Below are 24,269 nucleotides of genomic sequence, written 5' to 3'. Positions count from 1 at the left end.
ACACATTCCGTTCAAAGGCAATTCGCTATATATTTTTGTACATAACGATTAACCTGCCGCCATTGCCTTTAACGGAGCCGTTTCATGACCATTCGTGCCTCACGTTTTACCCCGACCTGCCTGGCGAGCCTTCTCGCCGTATTCGCCTTCGGCTCAGCCCAGGCGGACGAAGTCCAGGTGGCCGTCGCCGCCAACTTCACCGCCCCCATCCAGGCCATCGCCGCTGATTTCGAAAAAGACACCGGGCATAAACTGGTCGCCTCCTTTGGCGCCACCGGCCAGTTCTACACCCAGATCAAAAACGGCGCGCCGTTCGAAGTGTTCCTCTCGGCAGACGACAGCACCCCGAAAAAGCTTGAAGCCGAAGGCGACTCCGTCAAGGGTTCGCGCTTCACCTACGCCGTCGGTACGCTGGCGCTGTGGTCGGCCAAGGAAGGCTACGTCGATGCCAAGGGCGATGTGCTGAAAAAGAACGAATACCAGCACCTGTCCATCGCCAACCCCAAAGCCGCGCCTTATGGCCTGGCGGCGACCCAGGTACTGGCCAGGGAAGGTTTGACCGACAAGGTCAAGGACAAGATCGTCGAAGGCCAGAACATCAGCCAGGCCTACCAGTTCGTCTCCACCGGCAACGCCGAGTTGGGATTTGTCGCCCTGTCGCAGATCTATAAGGACGGCAAGATCACCAGCGGTTCGGCCTGGATCGTTCCCGCCAGCCTGCACGACCCGATCAAGCAAGACGCGGTGATTCTCAACAAGGGCAAGGACAACCCGGCCGCCAAGGCACTGGTTGACTACCTCAAGGGGCCGAAAGCGGCAGCTGTCATCAAGTCCTACGGTTACGAAATCTAAATGTCGCTATCGAGTGCCGATTTTTCCGCCATCTGGCTGACCCTGAAACTGGCGTCCCTGACGACCGTCATCCTGCTGATTGTCGGCACTCCGATTGCGTTATGGCTGTCGCGCACCCGCTCCTGGTTGCGCGGTCCGGTCGGGGCGATTGTCGCCCTGCCCCTGGTGTTGCCACCGACGGTGATTGGTTTCTATCTGTTGCTGGCCCTCGGCCCTCACGGGTACCTTGGCCAGCTCACCCAATCACTGGGCCTTGGCACCCTCACGTTCAGTTTTGCGGGGCTGGTCATCGGTTCGGTGCTGTATTCGATGCCGTTTGTGGTCCAGCCGCTGCAAAACGCTTTTTCCTCGATTGGCACGCGCCCGCTCGAAGTGGCCGCGACCTTGCGGGCCAATCCCTGGGATACCTTTTTCAGCGTGATATTGCCCCTGGCCCGCCCCGGCTTCATTACCGCGGCCATTCTCGGCTTTGCCCACACCGTCGGCGAATTCGGCGTGGTGCTGATGATCGGCGGCAACATTCCCGAGAAGACCCGCGTGGTCTCGGTGCAGATCTACGATCACGTCGAAGCCATGGAGTATGCCCAGGCCCATTGGCTGGCCGGGGCAATGCTGGTGTTCTCGTTTGTCGTCCTGCTGGCGCTGTATTCCAGTCGTAAAACCAAAGCGGGCTGGAGCTGACCGATGATTCAAATGCGTCTGAAACTACGTTATTCGGGCTTCGCCCTGGATGTCGATCTGCAGGTGCCTGGCCGTGGCGTCACTGCGCTTTACGGCCACTCCGGCTCTGGCAAGACCACTTGCCTACGCTGCATCGCCGGCCTGGAACGGGCCGATCAAGGCTTTGTCCAGGTCAACGATGAAATCTGGCAAGACAGCGACAACCGGATCTTCGTCGCGCCGCACAAGCGCGCGCTGGGCTACGTGTTCCAGGAAGCCAGCCTGTTTCCTCATCTGTCGGTGCTGGCCAACCTGGCATTCGGCCTCAAGCGCATCCCCAAGCCGCAACGCCGGGTCGACATGGCCCACGCCACCGAGTTGCTGGGCATCAGCCATTTGCTGGACCGGCACCCGCAACACCTTTCAGGCGGTGAGCGACAGCGCATCGGCATCGCCCGCGCCTTGCTCACCAGCCCGAAACTGTTGTTGATGGACGAACCTCTGGCGGCGCTGGATGCCCAACGCAAAGGTGAAATCCTGCCCTACTTGCAACGCCTGCACGACGAACTCGACATCCCGGTGCTGTACGTCAGCCACTCCCAGGATGAAGTCGCGCGGCTGGCCGACCATATCGTGTTGCTCAGCAACGGCAAGGCACTGGCCAGCGGCCCGATCGGCCAGACCCTGGCACGCCTCGACTTGCCGCTGGCAATGGGGGATGACGCGGGTGTGGTGATCGAAGGTCGCGTCAGCGCTTATGACGCCGACTATCAATTGCTGAGCCTGCAATTGCCCGACACTACCCTCAACATCCGTGTGCCTCATACGCCACTGGATGCGGGCCAGGCACTGCGCTGCAAGGTCCAGGCGCGAGATGTGAGCCTGAGCCTGGACAATACCGGGCAAAGCAGCATTCTCAATCGCCTGCCGGTCACTGTGGTCAGCGAAATGAGCGCCGACAACGCTGCTCACGTGCTGATTCGCCTGGACGCCGCCGGCACGCCATTGCTTGCGCGGATCACGCGTTATTCCCGTGATCAACTGAACATCCACCCCGGCCAGCCACTGTGGGCACAAATCAAAGCGGTCGCGGTGCTGGCGTAAATCCGAAGGCACGACTGCACCGGGCAGAGGTCAGCGCCTGAATCGACGAATTGACCTGCCTATTTTTTGCACGATCACCAATGGCTTCTATAGTTGAACTGAACACGTATCCGCTGCGGAGACGCCATGGAAGACATTTTCGTCGTGAAACGCTGCAACAAGATCATCATCCATGGTCGCCGTGCGGGTGAAAATGACCACCTGCCACCGGATGCCACGGTCTGGTACCGCATCGCCGATACCCGCACCCAAGGCTTCATCGGAGATGGCTACGATAGTGAAGAAGACGCTGTGCGTGTTTGCCGTCAGTTGAACGCTCAATCACAAGTGACAGCCCGACAAAGTTGACGGCTCGTCACCATTTTTTAACGGGTCTATACTGAGATAGTTGAAGGATCAGTACCCCTTTCGGCAGAAAGCTCGCCCCAGGCGGGCTTTTTGCTGCCACACCCAGGTTTCTTGAACGGAGGTGCCTCCCATGTCCGAAAAAGAGTCCATCACCACCCTGCTCACCTTGCTGGACTCCCGTCAGGCTCGCCTGGCCGCCGCCTGCAAGGAAATCGCCGACTGGGTCGATCATCAAGGCGGACACCCCACCGCCCTCAGAATTCGTGATCGCCTGAACGACATTGAGAAGGACACGCCGCTGATCCGGCACACGCTGTCGTCTCTCAAGCCTGTCGACCGGCCTCTGCCCCGGTTCAGATGATCCGTCACGAATTCGCGGTGCGGGAAAAGGCCCTATTCGGGCAGCATGATCGGTGACCGTACGTCTCCACACCCTTGGCTGCCTGCTGGATTTCCATCCCTTCTCACAACCCGGCCTGGAACCGGGATTTTTTGTTGCGCAAAACCAATCGAACGTCCCCGCTCACGTGGAGTCAACCGCTCACACGTCACGAAGGAGACGTTCCAATGGTCACTCATTTCAAAGTCAGCGGGCACCTGGCCTGCGGTCACCACGGCAACAACCTCGTATCGACCCGCGAACTCAACCGGGTGAAATGCCGAAGCTGCCGAAACACCGACGCCTACAAAGAAGCCCGCAAGGCTGAGCGCAACGCTGCCCGCCGCGCAGCACGCAAAGCCAAAGCCGTGCACACCGCCAATGACTGGCGTTCAGCCTGGACCGAGCGGCTGACCGCGATGGCCGGCCTGCAACGACTGCCCCGTGGCTTTGGCGGCCAACCCTTCGTTTAGGGAGCATGAAGTAGCCGTCAGGTTTTTACGGCAAGACGATGTCCCTGCGCGCGGGCTCCATGATCTCGCGCAGGGACATGCGCTTGAACGCCTCGACCAGTGCTCGCCCCTCAACGGGTGCACAAGTGACCGCCAACCGCATGGTCGCCTCGCCCAGGTGCCAGATCAAAAACGCGGACTCCTCGACCTGTTGCTCGTCGCAGTCGGGATACACGCGTAGCATCGCCTGGGCCAGCAGGGCTCCGGCAACCCGGCTCTCCTCCAGTTCCAGCTGCAACAACTGCTTGTCGGCCTGCATACCGGACCAGATGTCACGCATCACCGGTGTCGTCATCACGATCTCGTAATACAGATCGAGCAACTGCGAATAGGCGGCGCGCAAACCATGGGCATCCTCGACAGCCTCCATTGCCTCGGCAATGCAACGACGGCTTTCAGCGTTATAGCGCTCAGCCAGCGTACGGATCACGGAACTCTTGTCAGGGAAATACTGATAAAGGGAACCGATCGAGATCTCGGATCGCTCGGCGATTTCACTCATCTTGAGTTGATCGCTGCCCTTGTCCGCGATCAATTGAGTGGCCATGGCCAGAATCCGCTCCTGACGATCGCGGCTGCGCTGTTGCGTGGGATTGCGTCGAACCGCTTGTGCAGCAGGCTGTTCGAGGGTTTCAGAGGTTTTTTTGCGCACGAGTGAGTTCCCGATCAAAAACGTGACATGTACTCACCTTAGCATCGCCATTCCCTACGCCCAACAACAGATGCCGCACGTCGGGGAATTCGATCTGATGGGTTGACGGCGAAACATGAGCATCTATCATCTTTTGAACATGAGCATCACTCACATTAATCGATGGAGATGAACGCGATGAAAACGGCCCAACCCATCACGCTGGTCCTCGGCGCCACCGGCAAAACCGGACGTCGCATCACACAACGGCTCGAGGCTGCAGGCTTGCCCGTTCGCCGGGGTTCGCGCGATGCCAATCCACCCTTCGACTGGGAAGATCGATCGACCTGGGACGCCGTGATCGATGGCGTTCATTGCGTCTACATTTCCTTTCAACCGGACCTCGCCGTTCCAGGCGCCGTTGAAACCATCCAGGCGTTCACCGACCTGGCGGTGAAAAGCGGCGTCCGCAAACTGGTCTTGTTATCCGGGCGCGGCGAAGTTGAAGCGCAACAGGCCGAACGCGTCGTACAGGACAGCGGGATTGACTGGACGATTCTGCGGGCCAGTTGGTTCTGCCAGAATTTCAGCGAGGCACACTTTCTTGAACCCATTGTGCAAGGTGAGCTTGCACTCCCCGTCGGCCAGGTCGCCGAGCCCTTTGTCGATGCTGAAGACATCGCCGAATGTGCCGTCGCGGCACTGACCCAACCCGGACACACCAACCAGCTCTATGAACTGACCGGCCCTCGGGCGTTGACCTTTGCCCAGGCCGTGACCGAGATTGCTTGCGCCACCGGTCGCAAGATCGAATTCGTGGCCGTACCTCGGGACGCCTATCGACAGGCAATGGAACAGGAACAGCTTCCCCCGGCGTTGATCGACCTGGTGTTGTATCTCTTCACGACTGTGCTGGACGGGCGCAACACACCCGTGGCCGATGGTGTACAGCGGGCGCTGGGACGGCCGGCGCGCGACTTTGGCGACTACGTACGGCGCACTGCCGCTACGGGCATCTGGGGCAATGGCCGTCCGACGTAAAGCAGTGGCGGGAACAGGCTTCGTCGACTAGGGTTTTTTGGCGTATCGAAGTGCGGCGCCTTTATTGGCAGGAGCCTGATCAAGGAGGAACCCATGTCACTCAATCGTAGTGCTGAACAAACCTACCGCCAGTGGTCGACCCCGATCCTGTTGGAACTCAAGGAGCGAGAACATCAGATGAACCCGTCAGACCGCCAGGCCCTGGAAAACGTACTGCTGGAAAGAAGGCTGATCGATACCGGCAACCCGGCCGGCAACGATCGCCGCAAGGCAGACCCGACGTCCTGAAAAGCATCAGGCAATCACGATCAAGATAGAAATAATGGAATAGAAAAAAACAAGGGCTTGCATCCGCTTTCGCTTGCAAGCCCTTGCTTTAGAGAATGCCCAATCGAACGCAAACACGGTTCCAACGTCTGAATCCCCCCCGCCGCCGTAAATCCATTTTTGATAATTATTAATTTCCAAACACTCCCCTCTATCGGCTTTAAATGTGCCAGGAGGAGGGTTAGCCATGGCAGGGCCCGCAGGTGACGTTTTTGACGAAAGCTTCGACTGCCATCAAAACCGCATTTGCAGAGGCTGACTTTCCTGAGCAGATTTACTGTTTTGTCCTGCGTCGTCACCCAGGCCACGCAGACAAACATTCACACACCGCACTTCGGTTTTCCCCGGTTCGAGACCAGGCTAAACCACCACATGGAGGGATTCCAGGATGCTGATAAAAATCGAGAAGGCGAGCAAACCGGAAGGCTGGAATGTATGGATGAACGCGTGGTGCGTTGAGTTTCGCAGCTACGCAGAGGCCTTGGCGTTCGTGATCAGATTGGAAGGCCGGATCAATGCACCTCACCCCTTGCCTATCAGCACCGCCAGACTTCTTTTGGAACAGGCTTGACCTCGCGACGCCATCACCGAGAGGCTATCCACGACGTCATATCCGTATTTATTAATCTGTCTTTGACAATTATTGATTTCGCTCGCCCCTCTCCCTCGTCTTTAAATATGCGTCGAGGGGGCGTTGGCCAAGGTGAGGTTTACAGGTGACACCTTTAACGGACGCTTCGAATACAGCCAGTCTGCTTTCGAGGAGGCCGACCTTCCTCACCATGTGCAATACTTTTCCCCGCATCTTCCCCCAGGAGATGCGGGTTTTTTTTCGTAAATGCGTTAAAACCACCCGCTACGATCATCTTCCAACTCTTGGCGACACACTTTAAGTTGAGCGTTGTAAATCTCTGACTGCTTTTGCACTTTCTGGGCAACCTGCATCAGCCAGGGTTTACTGCGATAGGTATTGCGGCTAAAGCCCCCACGCCCCTCGTGATAGGCCAGGTACTGATTGTAGGTGTCCCATTTGGAGATTCCGAGCTGACGTTGGGTGCCAGTGGTGTACCAACCGATAAACATGATCGCGTCGTCAAAACTGTCACGCGAACCACCGTTGCCCGTATTGTCCTTGTACTCACCCCACACCGGGTCTTGAGCCTGCGCATAACCGTAGGCCGAACTGACTCGCCCCCAGGGGATCACCCAGAGCAGGTAGTCACGAGGCGGCAATGCGTCCGCCACGTAACTGCTTTCCTGCTTCATGATCGCCATGGCCACATGCAGAGGCGTCCCATATTCACTCTGCATTTGCAGCGAGTCCTCATACCAGTCGGGATACTCACGGTAAATACTGCAGAGATTGCCTTGGTCTTTTGGCGGTGTAGTCGTGCACCCCGTTAAAAACAGCATCAACAATGCCAACAGCAGAACCTGTCCTTGTTTCATTCATTACCCTCAAAAATAAGGGCATAAGGTACCCTCCGTTTACTGCAAGGCGCCTGAGTCATGCAGGTGAAGACAAAAATGTCAGAAGACATCCAGCTTGATCGCGTCACCCTTATCGAGAGGCTTCTTTGTAAGTCCCTATTGCACGGCGGCCTGACGCAAGCCCTGAGCTCCGCGCGCTGATTGAATGCTCACACATGGGCGTGAGGCCAGTGGGTGTACTCCGGGTTTCGATCTAGAGCATTTTCTCCAGGCCGATCTTGTCGCTGAGCCAGGCCTTGAAGCTGCGCCACTTGCCGCCGGGCTCCTTGCGCAAGGTATGCAGGCGGTCGTCGTCTTCGGTGAGCCAGACAATTTCGCCGTTTTCCAGTCGGGCCTGGTAACTCAGGGCCGGCGCCATGCCCTCAAGCGCCAGCTGGCGTACGTAGCCGGCCAGTTCGGGACTATCGACCAGCACCCCGACTTCAGTGTTCCAGAACACTGAACGCGGGTCGAAATTGTACGAGCCGACGAACACTTTTTGTCTGTCCAGGATCATGGCCTTGGTGTGCAGGCTGGAGTCAGAGCCACCACTGAAACCAAACGAGGAGCTACGACCGGGATCGTCCGGCTGGCGCCGCAGCTCATAGAGTTTCACGCCATGTTCGAGCAGAGTCTTGCGATACGGTGCATAGCCGCCATGCACCGCCGGCACATCGGTGGCCTCCAGTGAGTTGGTCAGCAGGCGCACATCAACGCCGGCATCGGCACGACCCAGGAGATAGTCCATGCCCGGCTTTTGCGGGACGAAATAGGCCGAGATCATGATCAGCTCGCTATTGACGCTATCGAGTTCAGGCCGCAGCTGTGTGGCCATCAATAGCGCGCGTGCCGGTTCGCCGCTGGCCAGGACCTTGCTTGGAGCGTCCCACATCGCCTTGCTATGGGCCCAGATCAGCTGCTTGCGCCAGGTCTCGAGTTGCGGTTGAGTCTGGTAGGTCATGAGATGGTTGTACAACGCCTTGCTCTCGATACGTGAGGTCTGGAGCGATTGCTCCAGGCGTTGGCGGCTTTCGAGCAAGTCTTGCGCTGTTGGCTTGTTGAGCTGGAAGTCACTGATCGACTGGCTCAAGGCGCTGTTCCAGTACTGATCGAAGCTGTGCCCCAATTGCTCGGCGACCGGGCCGATGCCCAGCAGGTCCATGTCGGTGAAGTTGTGGTCGGGCCTGGCGTCGAAATATTCATCCCCCAGGTTGCGTCCGCCGACGATGGCTGCGCTGTTGTCGGCCAGCCACAGTTTGTTGTGCATGCGTCGGTGTTGTTGGGAAAGATCAAGCAGGCGGCCCATGGTTCGAGTGACCACGGTGCTGCGCCCCAGATGCAAAGGGTTGAAGACGCGGATATGGATGTTCGGGTGCACCGCCAGGGTAGCGATGACTTCTTCCTGGCCGTCGCTGGCAGTGTCATCGAGCAAGATGCGTACCCGTACGCCGCGATCTGCTGCCAGCAGCATTTCATGCACCAGCGCCCGAGTGCTGAAACCGTTATGCACGATGTAGTACTGCAGATCGACGGCTTTCTGCGCATTGCGGATCAACTCCGCGCGCGCCCGGAATGCTTCACTGCTGTTGGGCAGCAAGCGAAAACCCGAGCGCCCCTCATGCTCGGCGGCCTGAGCCTGGATCGAGCGCCCGAACGCCGAATCGCTGGCGGGTATCGCCTCGCTGAATTCGTGAGGCAAGCGCGTGGTGGCGCAGCCGACGAGCAGCAGCGCGAACAGCATGGCGCAGAGAAACCGGGACATGGGTAAGGACTGCTCCTCAACCACAACGGGTGTAGTTTTGAACTCGGCATCCAGCCAGTACTGGCTGCCGAGCACATGCAGCCCTCGATAGTCCGCACGACTTGTTCCAGTAAAGCCCGTTTCAAGCAGTGTGTCGAAATATTCCAGCAGCTGCGCCCAGAGCATGAAACCGCCCTGGGCCGGGTGCAGGCCCGCCCTCCGCTATAGCGCCTGGCTGGGTCGAGCAGTTTGGGTCAGCCGGTGTCGCTAACAACGTACGCGGTGCCCTGGAAGCCATCGATAAGATTGAAGAATTCATCAAGATGACGCTTGTGGTGATGATGGCACCGGAGTGACTGAGTCGTTTTCGGCCCTTCGCGACAGGCAGCAGTCAGCCAAAAGCGGGCGCTCACAGCGGATTTAGATTTTGACGTGTGCCCACTCTATAAACGGCTCTGGAAAAACGACGGCAGCAAAGTAGTCGCCTAACCTGGGCGCTGGGCTCGTTCCGATTCATCCAGGTGCTCTAGCAGCACCGCTATCGTCGCATCCCGCAGCTTGATTGCCTCCATCCAGTCCGGCCCGTCTGCCAACAGCTGAGGACAGACGTTGACGTGGATTGCACCGTGGCGCGGGTACCACTGACCGTCGCGCAGCACCTTGCGCGTGCCGCAAATTGCGACCGGCAGCAGCGGCACGCCGGCACGCGCAGCTAGCACGAAGGCGCCCATGTGGAACGTTCGCAATCCTGGCTCGCGGGTGAAGGTTCCCTCGGGAAAGAACACCAGGGGCTGGCCAGCCTGCAGCGCCTCGGCCAGGGGTTCGGTGTCTGCGGCGCTGCGCTGCAGGTCGAAGCGTTCGACAAAGCGGGCGCCGAGCTTGCGCAGGAACCGGCCGGCGATCCACTGGTCAGCCAATTCGCGCTTGGCAACGAAGCTGAACTGCGGCGGTAGGGCCGCGCTGAGAATGACACCATCGAGGTAGCTGGCATGGTTTGCGGCCAGCACGCTCACCGAGGAGGAAGGCAGGCGCTCGAGCCCCGTGACACTGAACGGAACACCCGCCAGGCGCAGAAACAGCCGGGAGGCCGCACGGGTAAAGCTGCGACACCAACGCTGGCGCGGCAGGATTGCAACGACCAGCCAGGTCAGCGGTGTGACCAGCCAGAACAGCAGCCAGATGTAAGTGGCATACAACACGGCGCGGCAGGTCTGCCAGCCGCGACCGAAATGCCCGCGCAAGGCCTGCAATACCAGGCGCAGCAGCTGGCGCCAAACGGCCAGGTGCGGCCGCCCCACTTCGCCGCGCTCATACAGTTCACGACTGGCAGCACGGCGAAGCTTTCCGCTGGAGGTTTTCAGTACGCTATGCGGTGGCGCCAGAACGATATCGTCGGGCGCCACACCGGTGAGGTCGAACACGATACGGTTGACCTCCTGCTGCAGCTGTTGCCGCGCAGCAGCGTCCTTCTCGTAGCTTTCCGCCAACACCACCAGGCGCTCGGTGCCGGTGGCCGGCTCCGGACTGCCGAACACCGCGATGCAGCCTTTGCGCAGCCCGGGCAGATTGCCGACCGCTGCTTCGACATCGTAGGGGTAGATGTTGCGCCCGGCACGGATGATCAAGTCCTTGGCACGGCCGGTCAGGTAGACCTCGCCGCCGGCCATGTAGGCGAAGTCGAGCGAGTCGAACCAGCCATCGCGCAGCACCCGGCGGGTCTCTTCGGGGTTGCGGTAGTAGCCTGCCGAGGTAGACGGCCCGCGAAATTGCAGGTGCCCTTCGCTGCGTTCGGGCAGTTCGATTCCGCTGCCATCGACGATACGAATCTGATGGCCCGGCAGTGGTCGACCGCTGGAGACGAAGCGCAGCGCTGCGCTGGCATCCGCTTCGACGGGCAGTGCATTGCCACGGGCCTGGAACGCGTCGCGCTGTACCCGGTCGATCAGCGGTCCTCGGTCCAGGGGAGGAAAGGCCACGCCCAGTGTGGCCTCGGCCAACCCATAGACGGGCGCCAGCGCAGTGGGCGCCAAGCCGTAGCGAGCGAAGCGTTCGGCGAAGCGCTGCAAGGTCTGCGGGCTGACCGGTTCGGCACCGTTGAAGGCCAGGCGCCAACTGCTCAGGTCCAGGCCCTCGAGGTCGCCGTCAGCAAGTTTGTTCAGACACAGTTCGTAGGCAAAGTTGGGCGCCGCCGACAACGTGCCGCGGAAGCGGTCGATGGCCCATAGCCAACGCGCCGGCCGTGCCAGGAAAGCCAGCGGCGACATCAGCATCAGGCTGTAGCCGTAGTACAGGCTGCCCAGCCAGGCACCGATCAATCCCATGTCGTGGTACATGGGCAGCCAGCTGACGAACACGTCTTGCGGCCCCACCTTCAGAGCCCTCCCCATGGCGCGCAGATTGGCCAGCAGATTGGCGTGGCTGACCATCACGCCCTTGGGCTGGCCAGTACTGCCCGAGGTGTACTGCAGGAAGGCGATGTCATCCGGTTGCCGCGGCGGTGTGACACACTCGCCCCCCTCGCCTGTCAGCTCGGCCACGCTGGCAATGCGCGTCAGGCTCGGGACCTGCGGTTGGAGCAATCGGGCGAGCAGCTTCGCTTGCGTCACGGTAATCAGCACTTTGGCCTCGGCGTTGCGCAGAATACCGGCCTGGCGGCGCAGATGATCCTCTATCTGCGACAGGCGCAGCGGTGGGTAGATGGGCACCGGCACACCACCGGCCAACAGGATGCCGAAAAAGCCCTGGAGAAAGTCGCGGCCTGTGGGCAGCATCAGGGCCACGGTCTGACCGGCGTGCAAGCCACTGCGTTGCAGCCCTCCGGCAACGGCCAAGGCCCCCTGGTGCAAGGCGCCATAGCTGATATCTTCCTGCTGGTCACTTTCACCTAGCAGGCGCACGTGGAGATGCTGCGGCTGCTGGCGCACATGCCAGTCGAGTACCTCGATCAAGGTCCGCGCGGCATCTGGCGTCTGCCCCGTTGCTATCAGGGTCTCGCTGGAGTTGCTGGAGGGCAACGGACGTACGGCCTCGGCGCCATGCCTGCTGTGCAGCACGCGCAGTATGTCGGTGGGGGTGTCTGCCGAGGCGAACAGGTTTTCTGGCAAGCGCACACCGAATTCGTGCTCGATACGTGACCAGAGCTCAACTCGAGTCAGGCTGTCTACGCCCAGATCCCGATCCAGCACGCTGTGCAAGGTGACTTGCAAACCTTCTGCCGCTTGCGGGCGCAGCTCGACCACGGTACGCCGGACAATTTCGAGCAATTTTTCCGCGTCCCCATCGCAACGGGGAACGGCACGGGTTTCTGGAGGCGGACGAGGCATCGGCAGCCCCTCATGACAGAACACTCTGTGTGTGTAGATCCTTGCCAACTGCCATTATGCGCCTACGGAGGCGACTGGGAATGCCATCATCAGCTGCAGCGCTCGCAGGATGGGTGAGCCGAGGCTAGGCTTCTGAAGAACGCAGCCCCTGCAGAGAGATCTGCCATGCCAGCCAGCCTTGCCCCCGGAGTGACACGCCGAGAAATCTGGGCCTGGGCGATGTTCGATTTCGCCAACTCCGGCTACACGACCGTGGTGATCACCGCCGTGTTCAACGCCTACTTCGTCGCCGTGGTCGCCAAGGGCGAAGCCTGGGGTACGCTGGCCTGGACCAGCGCCATATCCCTCTCTTACGCCCTGATCATCCTGACCGCTCCGCTGATCGGTGCCTACGCCGACGCGTTCGCCTGCAAGAAGCGCCTGCTGCTGTTCAGCACGATCGGTTGCGTCACCTTTACCGCTGGACTGGCGTTGGCCGGGCCGGGGGAGCTCGGCGTTGCGATTCTGTTCATCGTGCTATCCAACTACTGCTTCGGCAGCGGCGAGAACCTGATTGCCGCCTTCCTGCCCCAGCTCGCCCGTTCGGATGCTTTAGGCAAGGTGTCCGGCTGGGGCTGGGGGTTTGGCTATATAGGCGGCCTGGTCAGCCTGGGCGCCTGCCTGGCCTTCGTCAGCTGGGCCCAGGCGCAAGGCCAGACAGCGGCGCAGTTCGTGCCGGTGTGCATGCTGATCACTGCGGTCTTGTTCGCGTTGGCCAGCGTACCGACCTTCCTGTTCTTGCGTGAACGCAGCCTGCCGCAGACAGGGAGCAGCGACAGGCCTATCCCGCAAGCGGTGCTGGCGCGCTTCGCGCAGACACTGCGCGAAGCCGACCGCTATCGTGACCTGCTGCGCTTCCTTGCCTGCACCGTCTGCTACCAGGCCGGTATCTCGGCGGTGATCACCCTGGCTGCCATCTATGCCAATCAGGTCATGGGCTTCAGTACCCAGGACACGCTGCTGCTGATCTTCGTGGTGAATATCACGGCCTCCATCGGTGCCGTGCTGTTCGGTTGGCTGCAGGATCGCCTCGGCCATCGCACCACGCTGGCGCTGACCTTGCTGGGCTGGCTCGGCATGGTCGGTCTGGTCTGGGTCGCGCGCGGCCCCGGGCTGTTCTGGCTGGCGGCCAACCTCGCCGGTCTGTGCATGGGCGCCAGCCAATCGGCCGGACGTGCGATAGTCGGTCTGCTCGCGCCGCCGACGCGGCTGGCGGAGTTCTTCGGCCTCTGGGGGCTGGCCGTCAAACTGTCGGCAATCCTCGGCCCCATGACTTACGGCCTGACCAGTTGGCTGTCCGGAGGCGATCACCGCCTGGCGATGCTGATTACCGGCAGCTATTTCGTTGTCGGCCTGCTGATCCTGGCCGGCGTCAACCTGGAGCGCGGGCGACAGGTAGCTGTCAGCCATACCGAGAGTCTCGAAAAGTGAAAGGGACTCCCTGCATCGCGTCAGTCTTCGCCTGTCGAAACTGACCTGATTCGACCAAAAGCTGCCGGTGACGAATCAAACACAACGATGTGTCCAGTCTGCCAAACACATTCGCCTCATGAGTTTTCACGTAGCTTGCAAAAGTCATGCGAATAGGGATAGATCGCTTTAAAACGTCAACTCATCACATGTCTTGCTGCCAGGTCTATTTATGCCGCTCAGCTTTCATAAAATGCACGCCAATGGCGATGATTTCGTTATCGTCGACTCGCGAAAATCACCGAATCCAATCACCAGCAATATGGCTCGTCTAATGGGAGATCGGAACCGAGGAATCGGCTTCAACCAACTCGCGGTGGTGTTTGATTGCGATGATGCAGATGCGCGTTTGATGTTCTGGAATGCAGATGGCTCAACGCTGGACGCTTGTGGCAGCGCAACGCGCGGGGCCGCTGATATGCTGATGCGTGAATCCAATATGACTTCGGCAGCACTGCGAACCAACCGTGGCCTGCTGACTTGCGAACGAACTTCAACCGGCGCCATTTCTGTAAACATGGGAAAGCCACTTTTGGGCTGGTCGGATGTTCCTCTGGCTTTGGAAATGGACACTTTAGTGATGCCACTTGCCGGTCACCCAACAGCTTGCAGCATGGGAAATCCGCACTGCACCTATTTTGTGGATGATCTGACAGCCGTTGAGATTGCGACGATTGGACCGGGAGTTGAAACCAACCCCTTGTTTCCCCTCAGGACGAACGTGCATTTCGTCCAGATCATTGACCGAAAGCACATCCGGTTGCGAATTTGGGAGCGCGGGGGTGGTATCCCTCTGGGTTCAGGCTCCTGCTCTTGTGGCGCCGCGGTTAACGGAATTCGTCGTGGCTTGTTAGACAATTGCGTTGAGGTCGAATGTGACGGCGGAGCTGTAACGGTTCAATGGGATGGCGTGGGATCAGTTTTTCTCACCGGGCCGGTAGAGACGACTTTTTCAGGAACAATCGCGGATGCTTTGTTGAAAGCTTGATTTTCAGGTAGGCCGCTATTGGCCGACTTTTGCCTGTCGCCACCGTCTGCTTTGGGTTGTAGATTCAACCGGTCGATGACTACGCCGATCAGTCGACCATCACTGTCGCGCTCAGCTAGCGTCGGTGCCGCCATCGCCCGTTCTTGTCTCAAATTCATCCTTATTCTCCCGTAACCCGTGTTTTGCTCTTCGTCAAAGTCAGGCTCAACAGTACCGAAATCAAGATGATGCCGCCGACCGTGGTCAGCGACCATTGGATCGGCATGTGCCACCACGGCGCGACCAGCATCTTGCCGCCGATGAACACCAGTACGATGGCCAGACCATATTTGAGCAAGTGGAAACGGTAGGCCATGTCGGCAAGTAGAAAATACAGTGCGCGCATGCCCATGATGGCGAAGATGTTGGAGGTGAACACGATGAAGGGGTCGGTGGTGACGGCGAAGATAGCCGGGATGCTGTCGACCGCGAACACCAGGTCGCTGGCCTCGATCAGCACCAGCACCGGGAACAGCGGCGTCGCCCAGCGCAGGCCGCTCTGGCGCACGAAGAAGCGCTCGCCGTGAAAACCGTCGGTGATGCGAAGATGGCTACGCAACCAGCGCAGCAAAGGGTTCTTTTCGAGCTCTGGCTGCTGGTTGGCGAAGATCAGCATCTTGACGCCGGTGATGAGGAGGAAAGCGCCAAAGACATAGAGCAGCCAGGCAAACTCCTGCACCAGCCAGACACCGGCGAAAATCATACCGGCGCGCATGATGATGGCGCCGAGCACGCCATAGAGCAGGACGCGGCGCTGCAACTCTGGCGGCACGGCGAAATAGCCGAAGATCATCACGAAAACGAACATGTTGTCGATCGACAGCGACTGCTCGATCAGGTAGCCCGTCAGGAATTCGAGCGTTGTACGCTGGGCCACTTCGGCGCCGAACATGCTGCGCAGATACCACCAGAGCAGGACGGAGAAGACCAACGCCAAACTGGTCCAGGCGATGACCCAGGCCAGCGCTTCGCGTACCGAAACACGATGCGCCTTGCGCCCGCCGAAAACGAAAAGATCCAGCGCCAGCATGGCGAGGACGAACCCGATAAAGGCGGCCCACATCCAAGATTGGCCGACGCTAATGGTGGTCATTTAACTATCCAAGGTTGGCCGATACTCATATAGCGCCGCACGATCACCCGCCCCAATGCGGGCGGCGCAGTGACTTAAGCGGTAGGCCAGGCGCTTGCTGAAGTAATCTCGAAACCGCGGCATTGGATGGCCTTCTGCATGACTGTCTCTGCATGAAGTAAATGGGCTGGAAGAGGTCATGCTAACGGGCATGTAGCATCAGTAAAAATCGTTTATTCGTTGCGAATTGTTCGTTTTTTACGAAGTGTTGATTCGAGAGACCGGCTTGCTCAACCTGAATCTGAGCCAAGCCGACCGTCAGCTATGGGTTGTGGATTCAACCGGCCAACGCAACAAATAGGCTAAATCGTTCAGCGGGCGTTTCGGGCCGGGGGTACTGATGAGTTCCGCTGCCGTTGGTCGGCACCTTGCGCAGCAGTGCGATAGAAAACTATAGGAATAAACTCTCGTGCCGATATCACTGAGGCAAGGCCTGCGCGTGCCTGACCTTGAACCTGAGCGAACGAGCACATTGATGAGTGATAAATCTTTGGAAGAAAAAGCGGCATTGATTGTCGACCTACATGAAACGATGGCCAGTGTCGGACAGATCACTGCCGGGCGCGATGCCCTGCGACAGCGCCTGGACAAGGCTGATCGCGCGGTTCAGGAGCTTCAGGAGCAACTGGACTTGGCAAAGACGCTGATGACCCGTCTGCTGGCGGCGAGTTTTGCGTCGACCGGCAAACTTTCCGCGCCCCTTACAAACTGGGGGCTAAATGAGATCGACGTTGTCGAACGGGAGATGGCCTGCTATTTGAATTCTACCAATGAGGCGAGCGCCGCTTCATAGGTCGCGCACTGAATGCATATGGCGGGCTGCCGGAAGTCATGCCGCCCCGCCAGCTACACTCATTCGATACATTTCCGCACAGAGACTTCCGCCATGACGACCAAAACCGCAATCGTATTCGCTGGCGGTGGCAGTTTGGGGGCGGTGCAGGTGGGAATGTTGCGGGCCCTGGTCGAAGCCAATGTTCGGTTTGACATGGTGATTGGTGCTTCGGTAGGCGCTATCAACGGTGCCTACTTTGCCGCAAGACCCGATTCCGATGGCGTCCAGGCGCTCGCCGGATTCTGGCGCGGGCTGAGTAAAACTGACATCTTCCCCCTCTCTTGGTTCGATACCTGTAGAGGATTGATCAAACGGCGTGGCTATCTGTTGCAGCCGTCGGCCTTGAATCGGCTGCTGGGTCAGGCACTGCCCATTCACCGCATTGAGGATGCGGTGCTGCCCCTATACATCGTCACCACCAACCTGCTCAGTGGTGCCGAGACGGTTCTGTCCAGTGGCGAACTCGAGCAGGCGTTACTGGCCAGCGCTGCCATTCCGCTGGTGTTCCCCTGCGTACAAATCGCCGATCAGTTTCTGGTTGATGGCGGCGTGGCAAGCAATACACCTATTTCGACTGCCGTAGCCTTGGGCGCCACCAACGTCGTGGTAATCCCCACCGGAGTGAGTTGCGACCTGACGCAACCTCCCCGAGGACTGGTCGCCTTGGCCCTGCACACTGTCAATCTGATGAGCATGCGCCAACTGGTGAGCGACATCGAACATTTCCGCACTGTCACCAGTCTGCACATCGTCCCGCCCTTGTGCCCGGTGGATGTCTCGGTTTTCAACTTTGACCAGACCGAGTCTTTGCTGCAGCGTGCCTATGAGCAGACCCTCCGGTGGCTGGAACGTGGGGGGCTCGAACGCACCAAGGTACCTGGTGCCCTTTCCATCCATTCGCATGCCCATGAGCATTGAGTGATGTGAATTACAGCGAACCTTCAGGCCGGAGCACCCAGAGCGATGCCTGCGTTTCAAAATCAACCCAAATCTCGCCCTACCCGCCCTAAATGCCGCCATCCTGGAATTCACGCTTCGGGTTGCCCATGATCCTGCTGAGCGTCGCCGGACTACGCTGGGCAGCCTAAACAGGGCAAATAATTAATTGATTAACAGCCCCATTTTTTTAGTCCAGTGAGGAACAGGAAACATAGACGAAGGGAGTCGCAAGCGGACACTCGGTCAGCTCAGTTTTCAGCCACTTAGTCGAATCTTCAACGCATCGATTTTTTGGCTTTGAAGAAACTGGGGGGCAGTTTTTTACCCCCCAAGTTGCCTAACCTCGCAGGAAAGCGAGCAAATCGGCGTTGATTGTATCGGCGTTCGTCGTAGGCATTCCGTGCGGGAAGCCCGAGTAGGTTTTCAGCGTGCTGTTTTGCAACAGTTTGGCTGACAAGAGCCCGGAGTTTTCATAAGGCACGATCTGGTCATCATCACCATGCATCACCAGCACGGGGATCGTGATGCTCTTTAGATCCTCGGTAAAGTCGGTCTGGGAAAAGGCCACGATCCCGTCATAATGCGCCTTTGCACAGCCCATCATGCCTTGTCGCCACCAGTTCCGGATGATGCCCTCAGACGGTTTTGCACCAGGGCGGTTATAACCGTAGAAAGGTCCAGCTGGAATGTCATGGTAGAACTGTGCGCGGTTGGCCTTCAGCTGTGCCTGCAAGTCATCGAAAACCGACTTTGGCAAGCCGCCTGGATTGCTCGGTGTCTGAACCATCAAGGGTGGCACGGCGCTGATTATGGCGGCCTTCGACACTCGGTCTTCGCCGTGGCGCGCAATGTAATGGATGACTTCACCACCGCCGGTGGAGTGCCCCACATGAACTGCGCCTTGTACCCCAAGATGGTTGACCACGGCCGCGACGTCATCAGCATAGTGATCCATGTCGTGCCCGTCCCAGACCTGACTGGATCGCCCGTGACCACGCCGGTCGTGTGCAATGACCCGGTAGCCGTTCGCCAGGAAAAAGAGCATCTGCGCATCCCAGTCGTCCGCACTGAGTGGCCATCCGTGATGAAAAAAGATCACTTGGGCATCGCGTGGTCCCCAGTCTTTGTAAAAGATCTCAACACCGTCCTGCGTAGTGACATAACCCATGTTCGCATCTCCCGAATGAAATGGAGGGTATGACCAATCGTGTCCTGATCGTGCCCCTTGTTGAACCTTGCCCTTGTTCAATAACGTGCAGCCCATCCAATAGGCGGTTCCCAGGGATTGGTCCTGGTCTGGTTTTCGCCCACCCCTGAATTCCATGGCGTTTTAGCAATGCATTACATCCGCGCAGCTTGGTCGCCAAATCACTTTAGGTTTAAAGTCAACTTTAAGGTCAATGGCTTTTTTGGGGTGGGATATGAGAATAGGCGAACTGGCGAAAATCAGCGGACTGGCGCCTTCACGGATTCGCTTTTACGAAGCGAGCGGCCTGATCAAATCTGTCGGGCGCAAAGCCAATGGGTATCGGGACTATGCACCTGATACGGAGTGGGTTTTGGAGATCATCACGGGCGCCCAGGCGGCGGGGTTTTCACTGGAAGAAATTCGACAATTACTGCCGATGAATGCGAACGGTTGGCGGCATGAAGAGTTGCTCAGTGGACTCAAGCGCAAGGTTGAGGAAATCGAAGTCCTGCAGCAACGGCTGGCACTCAATAAAGCGCAACTTCTTCTGGTTATCGAGGGAGTTGAAAGTAAGCCTGAAGGCATGGGTTGCGTGGACAACACGCAGTTGTTATTGCATCGTCTACGCGAGGAAGGCGTGGCGGCAGCACCACGCGGCCGTGATATTGCGTCGTCCAAGTAAAACGTCACCTGTCAGGCTTGTGAGGTCTGACAGGTTTTTTTGCCGGATCGTTGAATCAGTACGCGTTAGCCAGTGCTGCTAACGGCTTCGGCGCGTAGAGCGCACTTTGGAACGCGGGCACGTATTCGTACTTCATCATTTTCCCCAGCTTCAGGGAGCGGATGTAGTTCGACAGGCTGGTTCAGCCTCAGTTCGACACGCTGAAGGTTAAAGCCCCGGTAACCTTGAACACCCGCGCCATGCCCTCATTCACAGGCGGAATATTCGACTCCGCGTCATCCCGTCTCCCCTTCCCAGTAGTCTGAATCTCCTGCCTCGTCTGGGAGTATCGGCCGATGTATATCGCCCGGCGTTTATCCATAGTTGTGGCATGTACCGAAAAAAGGTCCGCGGTCCGGCCTTGGTGACTGCAATTGCTTTGGAGAAAGTCATGGCTACTCAGAAAAAAAACTCATCGTCAACGAACGATCAGATCGCTCTATCCACCCAGCCCCTCACCACTGACCTCAACGAGTCATTGGTGACAACGTCGGTTACAGCCAGCGCTTTGGGCGTCGTGGCGACCGGCGAGGACGTGACCCTGGACGAAACGGCGGGGTTGCAGAACGCCACTGCCACGCCAACCCCTGCGGGGGACGCTGACGACAACGACATTCTGGTGGCGTCCCTGCCCACGACCTTCGCTAACCGTTTGGCCGGACTGGGGGCAGGCACCGCCACGGGTGCGGCCTTGAGCGGCTATACCGGTGCCGCGGGCAACACGGGCAGCGATGCATTCACCGTCACCGCCGCGCCCGGAGGAAGCATTACCGATATCAGCTTCACCGACAGTTTAGGCGCACCGCTCAATGGCCTGGACAGCGGACTCGATACCCTCGATGGCACCAGCATCCTTCTCTATACCGATACGAACGACAACAACATCGTCGTGGGCCGAGCCGGGGGCCCGGCCGGTGCGATCGTGTTCGCTGCCTACATTGAAGAAACCGGTTCGCCGGTCACGGGCGGCAAGATCTGGACCGTGGAGTACCAACCGCTCAAGCATCCCGATATGACGGATGCCGATGACTCGCTCAATCTGCTGAATAAGGTTTTCATCGGAGCCAGTGAGGATCTGGTGTTCAGCCTGGCCAATGCGCCCTCCGGTCAGAACCTGTTCCTGATGTTCACGAAGGCGAACCCAAACGTTGTCGATGACGGCGGTGTGTTGCGGATCACAGATCCCACCATCATCGCCACCGGCAAAGACCCCGCAGACCAGTCAAGCGGCGTCAACATAAACACTGGCGACACGATCAATACCAGCCAGGCGGGTGGCCCGACCACCTTCGGCACCAACAATCAGATGATTGTGGAGCAAGAGGGCATCCGCTTTTCGTTCGTCACAGGTGCCAGGCAGAATGTGACCATTCCCAACCTGGATCAGAACGAAGCCGACCTTGAATCCAACGTCGACTTTACCGACGTCTACAACACGAAGTCGGCCAATTTCGACGTTGTGCAATTGCAAAGCGGCAAGAGCGCTATCGTAAAAATCAGCGCATTCAGCACCGCGGCTGAACCTGGCGTGAATTTCATCAATGGATACGCAGGCGATACGTCGGTGGCCATCACCAATGTTCGCGTGATCAACAATAGCACCGGGCTGGTGATCGAGAATTCAGACGGATCGGTGAATGATCCGGCCATTACCATCAGCTTTGCTGCAGGGGTCGCAACCCTCACCGGCATTAAAGCCGGCTACCAGATTGAATACACCACTACGGCGGATCACAACCGCGTGCTTATCGAGAACGGTGCGGCCGTCAATGCCAAGGGCAATGACCACGCCGACTTTGATATCGGTGGTTTCACGCTGGTCAAAGCCTCTGTTACCACCACCGAAATCGGCTCCAAGATGATCTTCGACGACGACGGGCCGAGCATCAGCACCACCGGCACGGAGCCGACGCTGACGGTGGACGAGACGGTACTGGCGACCAACGACACCCAGAGCTTTGCCGCCAACTTCAACTCGGCGTTTGGCGCCGATGGGGCCGGCACGCAGACCTATGCGCTGGACGTGGTGGCCGGAGCTTCCGGGTTGACCGACACGGAGACAGGCGAGGCGGTGAACCTGTCGCTCAACGGCACCGTGGTCGAAGGCCGCACGGCCCTCGGCAACCTGCTGGTGTTCACGGTCAGCGTGGCCGCCAATGGTGATGTCACCCTCGACCAGCTCCGCGCCGTGGTGCATCCCGACCCAACCAATCCGGATGACTCGACGAGTTTGACCTCGGACGACCTGGTGACGCTGACGGCGACCACGACCGACGGGGACGGCGACAGCGCCCAGGCGACCCTCAACATCGGGCAGAACCTGGTGTTCAAGGACGACGGGCCGAGCATCAATACCACCGGCACGGAACCGATGCTGACAGTAGACGAAACGGTGCTGGCGACCAACGATACCCAGAACTTTGCCGCCAACTTCAATTCGGCGTTTGGCGCCGATGGCGCCGGCACCCTGACCTATGCGCTGGACGTGGTGGCCGGAGCTTCCGGGTTGACCGACACGGAGACAGGCGAGGCGGTGAACCTGTCGCTCAACGGCACCGTGGTCGAAGGCCGCACGGCCACCACCAGCCTGCTGGTGTTCACGGCCAGCGTGGCTGCCAACGGTGATGTCACCCTCGACCAGCTCCGCGCCGTGGTGCATCCCGACGCCACCAATCCCGATGACTCGACGAGTTTGACCTCGGACAACCTGGTGACGCTGACCGCGACCATTACCGACAAGGAGGGCGACAGCGCCCAGGCGACGCTGAACATCGGGCAGAACCTGGTGTTCAAGGACGACGGGCCAAGCATTAGTACCACCGGCGCGGAACCGACGCTGACAGTGGACGAGACGGTACTGGCGACCAATGATACCCAGAGCTTTGCCGCCAACTTCACCTCGGCGTTTGGCGCCGATGGGGCTGGCACCCTGAGCTATGCGCTGGGCGTGGTGGCCGGGGCTTCCGGATTGACGGACACGGCCTCGAACCAGGCGGTGAACCTGTCGCTCAATGGCACCGTGGTGGAAGGCCGCACGGCCACGAGTAATCTGCTGGTGTTCACGGTCAGCGTAGCCGCCAATGGCAGCGTCACGCTCGACCAGCTCCGCGCCGTGGTGCATTCCGACCCAAGCAATCCCGATGATTCGAAATCGTTGACCTCGGACAACCTGGTGACGCTGACGGCGATCAAGACCGACGGGGACGGCGACAGCGCCCAGGCGACGCTGAACATCGGGCAGAACCTGGTGTTCAAGGACGACGGGCCGGCACTCAGTTTCGGCAACCTGATCGGGACCGGTAGCGTCCTTGCGCAATCCGGGTTCTGGAATATGGCGACGGGAGCCGACGGGCTCGGGGCGGCCGGTCTGGATATCTCGTTGGTCAATAACCAGTTCACTCTCGTCAGGCCGGACAACACGACCACGACCGGGACCGGCACACTCAACGAGCTGTCGCCATCACCGGATGTCAATGGCGCGTACCAGTTCGCGGGAACCTTGACCGGTGATTTCGACAACAACGCCGCAACGGCGAATACCACCGTCGACTACACGTTGACCGCCTATGCCGATGGTCGCTATGCACTGGATCTGGTGCAAGGCTTCCGTTCGACGATCGTGCTCAGCAGTGCCGACGGCTCGCTCGCTGCCGGCGGCCCGGATCCGGTGCGCACATTGTTGATTCCGCAGACGAGCAACCCGGCTATTCCTTCGGCATCCGAGGAGATCGTGTTCTTTTCCGCGAAGGCGCTGGCGTCGACCGCGGACATCCTGACCGGCATCGGGCTCGGAGCACCCGACCCTACCGAAGCCGCGCTACAGACCACCCCCCTGCCGTCGTACATCGACCCGAGGGCCATGAACGTCAGCACATCCGGCATCGGCGTCGCCAACAACGTGCTCCAGGGCGATAACCTGGCGGCAATCAGCGCCGTCGATGAAAGTTTCGTCATCAATCCAGAGAGCCTGCTGACGGCAATGAAGGTCTTCATCGACAACTCCGTGGCGGGTTACAACACCGCGACCGAGGACCTGTACTACCGGATCTACTACGCGGATGGCACGTTTTCGGACCGCATCGAGGTAAACACCCTGACGCCGGAGGCTGGCGGGCAGGTGTCCTTCCTCGTCGAGAAGGCGGGTACGACACTGATCGACGCGGTTCAGCTGACGATGGGCCGGGGCGATATCAAGATCCCGGTGATCCAGTTCATTCAGGAGAGCGAGAGTCTGGCCAGCGATGTCCAGCTGGCGTTCAGCGCGACGCTGACGGACAAGGACGGGGACTCGGCGACGAGTACCTTTGACGCCAACCTGTTCGCCAACGAACCGGCCAACGCACCCTTCGACTTCACGCTGGTTGGCACGATCGGTGAGCAGGATGCGTTCAACATCGATCTGTCAGTCAATGAGAACCTGTACCAGGTCAGCGGCTTCGATGCGGGCCCGGGCATGCGGGACAGGCTGGTGCTCAACGGCGACCCGAACGCCGTTGTCCAATCGATCAACAACACCGGTGCCGACAGCA

Annotated in this window: 22 protein-coding genes and 1 pseudogene; 15 read left to right on the top strand and 8 right to left on the bottom strand. The window is 59.3% G+C overall.

Annotation, left to right across the window (positions count from 1 at the left end; translation table 11 throughout):
• Positions 1–84 precede the first annotated feature (84 nt).
• From modA to J4D25_RS00085, 6 genes are all read left to right on the top strand, one after another.
• Positions 85–852 carry a molybdate ABC transporter substrate-binding protein gene (modA, locus tag J4D25_RS00110; protein WP_057714654.1) on the top strand — a complete coding sequence of 256 codons (768 nt, stop codon included), beginning with the start codon at positions 85–87 and terminating at the stop codon, positions 850–852.
• Complete coding sequence (modB, locus tag J4D25_RS00105) at positions 853–1,533, top strand: molybdate ABC transporter permease subunit (RefSeq protein ID WP_057714653.1); 681 nt, start codon at positions 853–855, stop codon at positions 1,531–1,533.
• A gap of 3 nt (positions 1,534–1,536) precedes the next feature.
• The gene (modC, locus tag J4D25_RS00100) at positions 1,537–2,616 is read left to right on the top strand and encodes a molybdenum ABC transporter ATP-binding protein (RefSeq protein ID WP_057714652.1); all 1,080 of its coding nucleotides are present in this window, start codon (positions 1,537–1,539) and stop codon (positions 2,614–2,616) included.
• A 126-nt stretch (positions 2,617–2,742) separates the two neighbouring features.
• Entirely contained in the window at positions 2,743–2,964 is a 222-nt protein-coding gene (locus J4D25_RS00095) for a hypothetical protein (RefSeq protein ID WP_057714651.1), read from the top strand.
• Between the two features lie 130 nt (positions 2,965–3,094).
• A complete protein-coding gene (locus J4D25_RS00090; protein ID WP_057714650.1) occupies positions 3,095–3,325 on the top strand; it encodes a hypothetical protein in 231 nt (76 codons plus the stop codon).
• Between the two features lie 206 nt (positions 3,326–3,531).
• Positions 3,532–3,816: a hypothetical protein gene (locus tag J4D25_RS00085; RefSeq protein WP_057714648.1), complete on the top strand. Its 285-nt coding sequence runs from the start codon at positions 3,532–3,534 to the stop codon at positions 3,814–3,816.
• Between the two features lie 25 nt (positions 3,817–3,841).
• Here J4D25_RS00085 and J4D25_RS00080 read toward each other — a convergent pair whose 3' ends face one another.
• Positions 3,842–4,507, bottom strand: coding sequence for a TetR/AcrR family transcriptional regulator (locus tag J4D25_RS00080; RefSeq protein WP_057714646.1), 666 nt, complete (start codon positions 4,505–4,507; stop codon positions 3,842–3,844).
• A gap of 177 nt (positions 4,508–4,684) precedes the next feature.
• Here J4D25_RS00080 and J4D25_RS00075 point away from each other — a divergent pair, with 177 nt between their 5' ends.
• Both J4D25_RS00075 and J4D25_RS00070 read left to right on the top strand, forming a co-directional pair.
• Positions 4,685–5,527: an NAD(P)H-binding protein gene (locus J4D25_RS00075; RefSeq protein WP_057714645.1), complete on the top strand. Its 843-nt coding sequence runs from the start codon at positions 4,685–4,687 to the stop codon at positions 5,525–5,527.
• Positions 5,528–5,620: 93 nt separating this feature from the next.
• Positions 5,621–5,815, top strand: coding sequence for a hypothetical protein (locus tag J4D25_RS00070; protein ID WP_057714643.1), 195 nt, complete (start codon positions 5,621–5,623; stop codon positions 5,813–5,815).
• A 6-nt stretch (positions 5,816–5,821) separates the two neighbouring features.
• Here J4D25_RS00070 and J4D25_RS00065 read toward each other — a convergent pair whose 3' ends face one another.
• Complete coding sequence (locus tag J4D25_RS00065; protein WP_131726862.1) at positions 5,822–6,043, bottom strand: hypothetical protein; 222 nt, start codon at positions 6,041–6,043, stop codon at positions 5,822–5,824.
• A 199-nt stretch (positions 6,044–6,242) separates the two neighbouring features.
• On the opposite strand from J4D25_RS00065, the gene J4D25_RS00060 reads away from it, so the two are divergent.
• Entirely contained in the window at positions 6,243–6,425 is a 183-nt protein-coding gene (locus J4D25_RS00060; protein ID WP_057714641.1) for a hypothetical protein, read from the top strand.
• A 272-nt stretch (positions 6,426–6,697) separates the two neighbouring features.
• Here the strand turns inward: J4D25_RS00060 and J4D25_RS00055 are convergent, their stop codons facing one another.
• The 3 genes from J4D25_RS00055 to J4D25_RS00045 all read right to left on the bottom strand — a co-directional run bounded on the left by J4D25_RS00055 (position 6,698) and on the right by J4D25_RS00045 (position 12,388).
• The gene (locus J4D25_RS00055) at positions 6,698–7,303 is read right to left on the bottom strand and encodes a hypothetical protein (RefSeq protein ID WP_057714639.1); all 606 of its coding nucleotides are present in this window, start codon (positions 7,301–7,303) and stop codon (positions 6,698–6,700) included.
• A gap of 235 nt (positions 7,304–7,538) precedes the next feature.
• The gene (locus J4D25_RS00050) at positions 7,539–9,086 is read right to left on the bottom strand and encodes a phospholipase D family protein (RefSeq protein WP_057716599.1); all 1,548 of its coding nucleotides are present in this window, start codon (positions 9,084–9,086) and stop codon (positions 7,539–7,541) included.
• Between the two features lie 464 nt (positions 9,087–9,550).
• A complete protein-coding gene (locus J4D25_RS00045) occupies positions 9,551–12,388 on the bottom strand; it encodes an AMP-binding protein (RefSeq protein ID WP_057714637.1) in 2,838 nt (945 codons plus the stop codon).
• 165 nt (positions 12,389–12,553) lie between these two features.
• On the opposite strand from J4D25_RS00045, the gene J4D25_RS00040 reads away from it, so the two are divergent.
• Together J4D25_RS00040 and dapF are read left to right on the top strand one after the other, a co-directional pair.
• Positions 12,554–13,858, top strand: a complete 1,305-nt coding sequence (locus tag J4D25_RS00040; RefSeq protein ID WP_057714635.1) for an MFS transporter — start codon at positions 12,554–12,556, stop codon at positions 13,856–13,858.
• 211 nt (positions 13,859–14,069) lie between these two features.
• The gene (gene dapF / locus J4D25_RS00035; RefSeq protein WP_079246744.1) at positions 14,070–14,885 is read left to right on the top strand and encodes a diaminopimelate epimerase; all 816 of its coding nucleotides are present in this window, start codon (positions 14,070–14,072) and stop codon (positions 14,883–14,885) included.
• A 160-nt stretch (positions 14,886–15,045) separates the two neighbouring features.
• Here the strand turns inward: dapF and J4D25_RS00030 are convergent, their stop codons facing one another.
• On the bottom strand, positions 15,046–16,017 hold the full coding sequence (locus tag J4D25_RS00030; protein WP_057714633.1) for a TerC family protein: 972 nt from the start codon (positions 16,015–16,017) through the stop codon (positions 15,046–15,048).
• Positions 16,018–16,531: 514 nt separating this feature from the next.
• On the opposite strand from J4D25_RS00030, the gene J4D25_RS00025 reads away from it, so the two are divergent.
• Positions 16,532–16,849 (top strand): hypothetical protein, encoded by a 318-nt coding sequence (locus tag J4D25_RS00025; protein ID WP_057714631.1) that lies wholly within the window; start codon positions 16,532–16,534, stop codon positions 16,847–16,849.
• Between the two features lie 93 nt (positions 16,850–16,942).
• Positions 16,943–17,809, top strand: a complete 867-nt coding sequence (locus J4D25_RS00020) for a patatin-like phospholipase family protein (RefSeq protein WP_057714630.1) — start codon at positions 16,943–16,945, stop codon at positions 17,807–17,809.
• Between the two features lie 358 nt (positions 17,810–18,167).
• On the opposite strand, the gene J4D25_RS00015 is transcribed toward J4D25_RS00020, so the two are convergent.
• Positions 18,168–18,998: an alpha/beta fold hydrolase gene (locus J4D25_RS00015; RefSeq protein ID WP_057714628.1), complete on the bottom strand. Its 831-nt coding sequence runs from the start codon at positions 18,996–18,998 to the stop codon at positions 18,168–18,170.
• Positions 18,999–19,251: 253 nt separating this feature from the next.
• On the opposite strand from J4D25_RS00015, the gene J4D25_RS00010 reads away from it, so the two are divergent.
• A complete protein-coding gene (locus J4D25_RS00010) occupies positions 19,252–19,701 on the top strand; it encodes a MerR family transcriptional regulator (protein WP_057716598.1) in 450 nt (149 codons plus the stop codon).
• Positions 19,702–19,756: 55 nt separating this feature from the next.
• Here J4D25_RS00010 and J4D25_RS26850 read toward each other — a convergent pair.
• Positions 19,757–19,879, bottom strand: a pseudogene (locus J4D25_RS26850) (acetoacetate decarboxylase (ADC)); the annotation flags it as partial.
• Positions 19,880–20,131: 252 nt separating this feature from the next.
• On the opposite strand from J4D25_RS26850, the gene J4D25_RS00005 reads away from it, so the two are divergent.
• The coding region (locus J4D25_RS00005) for a DUF5801 repeats-in-toxin domain-containing protein (RefSeq protein ID WP_207253303.1) at positions 20,132–24,269 on the top strand (4,138 nt) is incomplete at its 3' end.

The sequence above is a fragment of the Pseudomonas sp. GW456-L13 genome, from assembly GCF_017350115.1.
GTDB classification, from domain to species: Bacteria; Pseudomonadota; Gammaproteobacteria; order Pseudomonadales; family Pseudomonadaceae; genus Aquipseudomonas; species Aquipseudomonas jessenii.
Note: the sequence above shows the minus strand (reverse complement) of the source record. Positions and strands in the feature narration are given on the sequence as shown.

Bases quoted from the DNA above. Each gene is read 5' to 3' on its own strand.
- modA (WP_057714654.1), top strand. From the start codon at position 85: ATGACCATTCGTGCCTCACGTTTTACCCCGACCTGCCTGGCGAGCCTT.
- modB (WP_057714653.1), top strand. From the start codon at position 853: ATGTCGCTATCGAGTGCCGATTTTTCCGCCATCTGGCTGACCCTGAAA.
- modC (WP_057714652.1), top strand. From the start codon at position 1,537: ATGATTCAAATGCGTCTGAAACTACGTTATTCGGGCTTCGCCCTGGAT.
- J4D25_RS00095 (WP_057714651.1), top strand. From the start codon at position 2,743: ATGGAAGACATTTTCGTCGTGAAACGCTGCAACAAGATCATCATCCAT.
- J4D25_RS00090 (WP_057714650.1), top strand. From the start codon at position 3,095: ATGTCCGAAAAAGAGTCCATCACCACCCTGCTCACCTTGCTGGACTCC.
- J4D25_RS00085 (WP_057714648.1), top strand. From the start codon at position 3,532: ATGGTCACTCATTTCAAAGTCAGCGGGCACCTGGCCTGCGGTCACCAC.
- J4D25_RS00075 (WP_057714645.1), top strand. From the start codon at position 4,685: ATGAAAACGGCCCAACCCATCACGCTGGTCCTCGGCGCCACCGGCAAA.
- J4D25_RS00070 (WP_057714643.1), top strand. From the start codon at position 5,621: ATGTCACTCAATCGTAGTGCTGAACAAACCTACCGCCAGTGGTCGACC.
- J4D25_RS00065 (WP_131726862.1), bottom strand. From the start codon at position 6,043: ATGGCTAACCCTCCTCCTGGCACATTTAAAGCCGATAGAGGGGAGTGT.
- J4D25_RS00060 (WP_057714641.1), top strand. From the start codon at position 6,243: ATGCTGATAAAAATCGAGAAGGCGAGCAAACCGGAAGGCTGGAATGTA.
- J4D25_RS00055 (WP_057714639.1), bottom strand. From the start codon at position 7,303: ATGAAACAAGGACAGGTTCTGCTGTTGGCATTGTTGATGCTGTTTTTA.
- J4D25_RS00050 (WP_057716599.1), bottom strand. From the start codon at position 9,086: ATGTCCCGGTTTCTCTGCGCCATGCTGTTCGCGCTGCTGCTCGTCGGC.
- J4D25_RS00045 (WP_057714637.1), bottom strand. From the start codon at position 12,388: ATGCCTCGTCCGCCTCCAGAAACCCGTGCCGTTCCCCGTTGCGATGGG.
- J4D25_RS00040 (WP_057714635.1), top strand. From the start codon at position 12,554: ATGCCAGCCAGCCTTGCCCCCGGAGTGACACGCCGAGAAATCTGGGCC.
- dapF (WP_079246744.1), top strand. From the start codon at position 14,070: ATGCCGCTCAGCTTTCATAAAATGCACGCCAATGGCGATGATTTCGTT.
- J4D25_RS00030 (WP_057714633.1), bottom strand. From the start codon at position 16,017: ATGACCACCATTAGCGTCGGCCAATCTTGGATGTGGGCCGCCTTTATC.
- J4D25_RS00025 (WP_057714631.1), top strand. From the start codon at position 16,532: ATGAGTGATAAATCTTTGGAAGAAAAAGCGGCATTGATTGTCGACCTA.
- J4D25_RS00020 (WP_057714630.1), top strand. From the start codon at position 16,943: ATGACGACCAAAACCGCAATCGTATTCGCTGGCGGTGGCAGTTTGGGG.
- J4D25_RS00015 (WP_057714628.1), bottom strand. From the start codon at position 18,998: ATGGGTTATGTCACTACGCAGGACGGTGTTGAGATCTTTTACAAAGAC.
- J4D25_RS00010 (WP_057716598.1), top strand. From the start codon at position 19,252: ATGAGAATAGGCGAACTGGCGAAAATCAGCGGACTGGCGCCTTCACGG.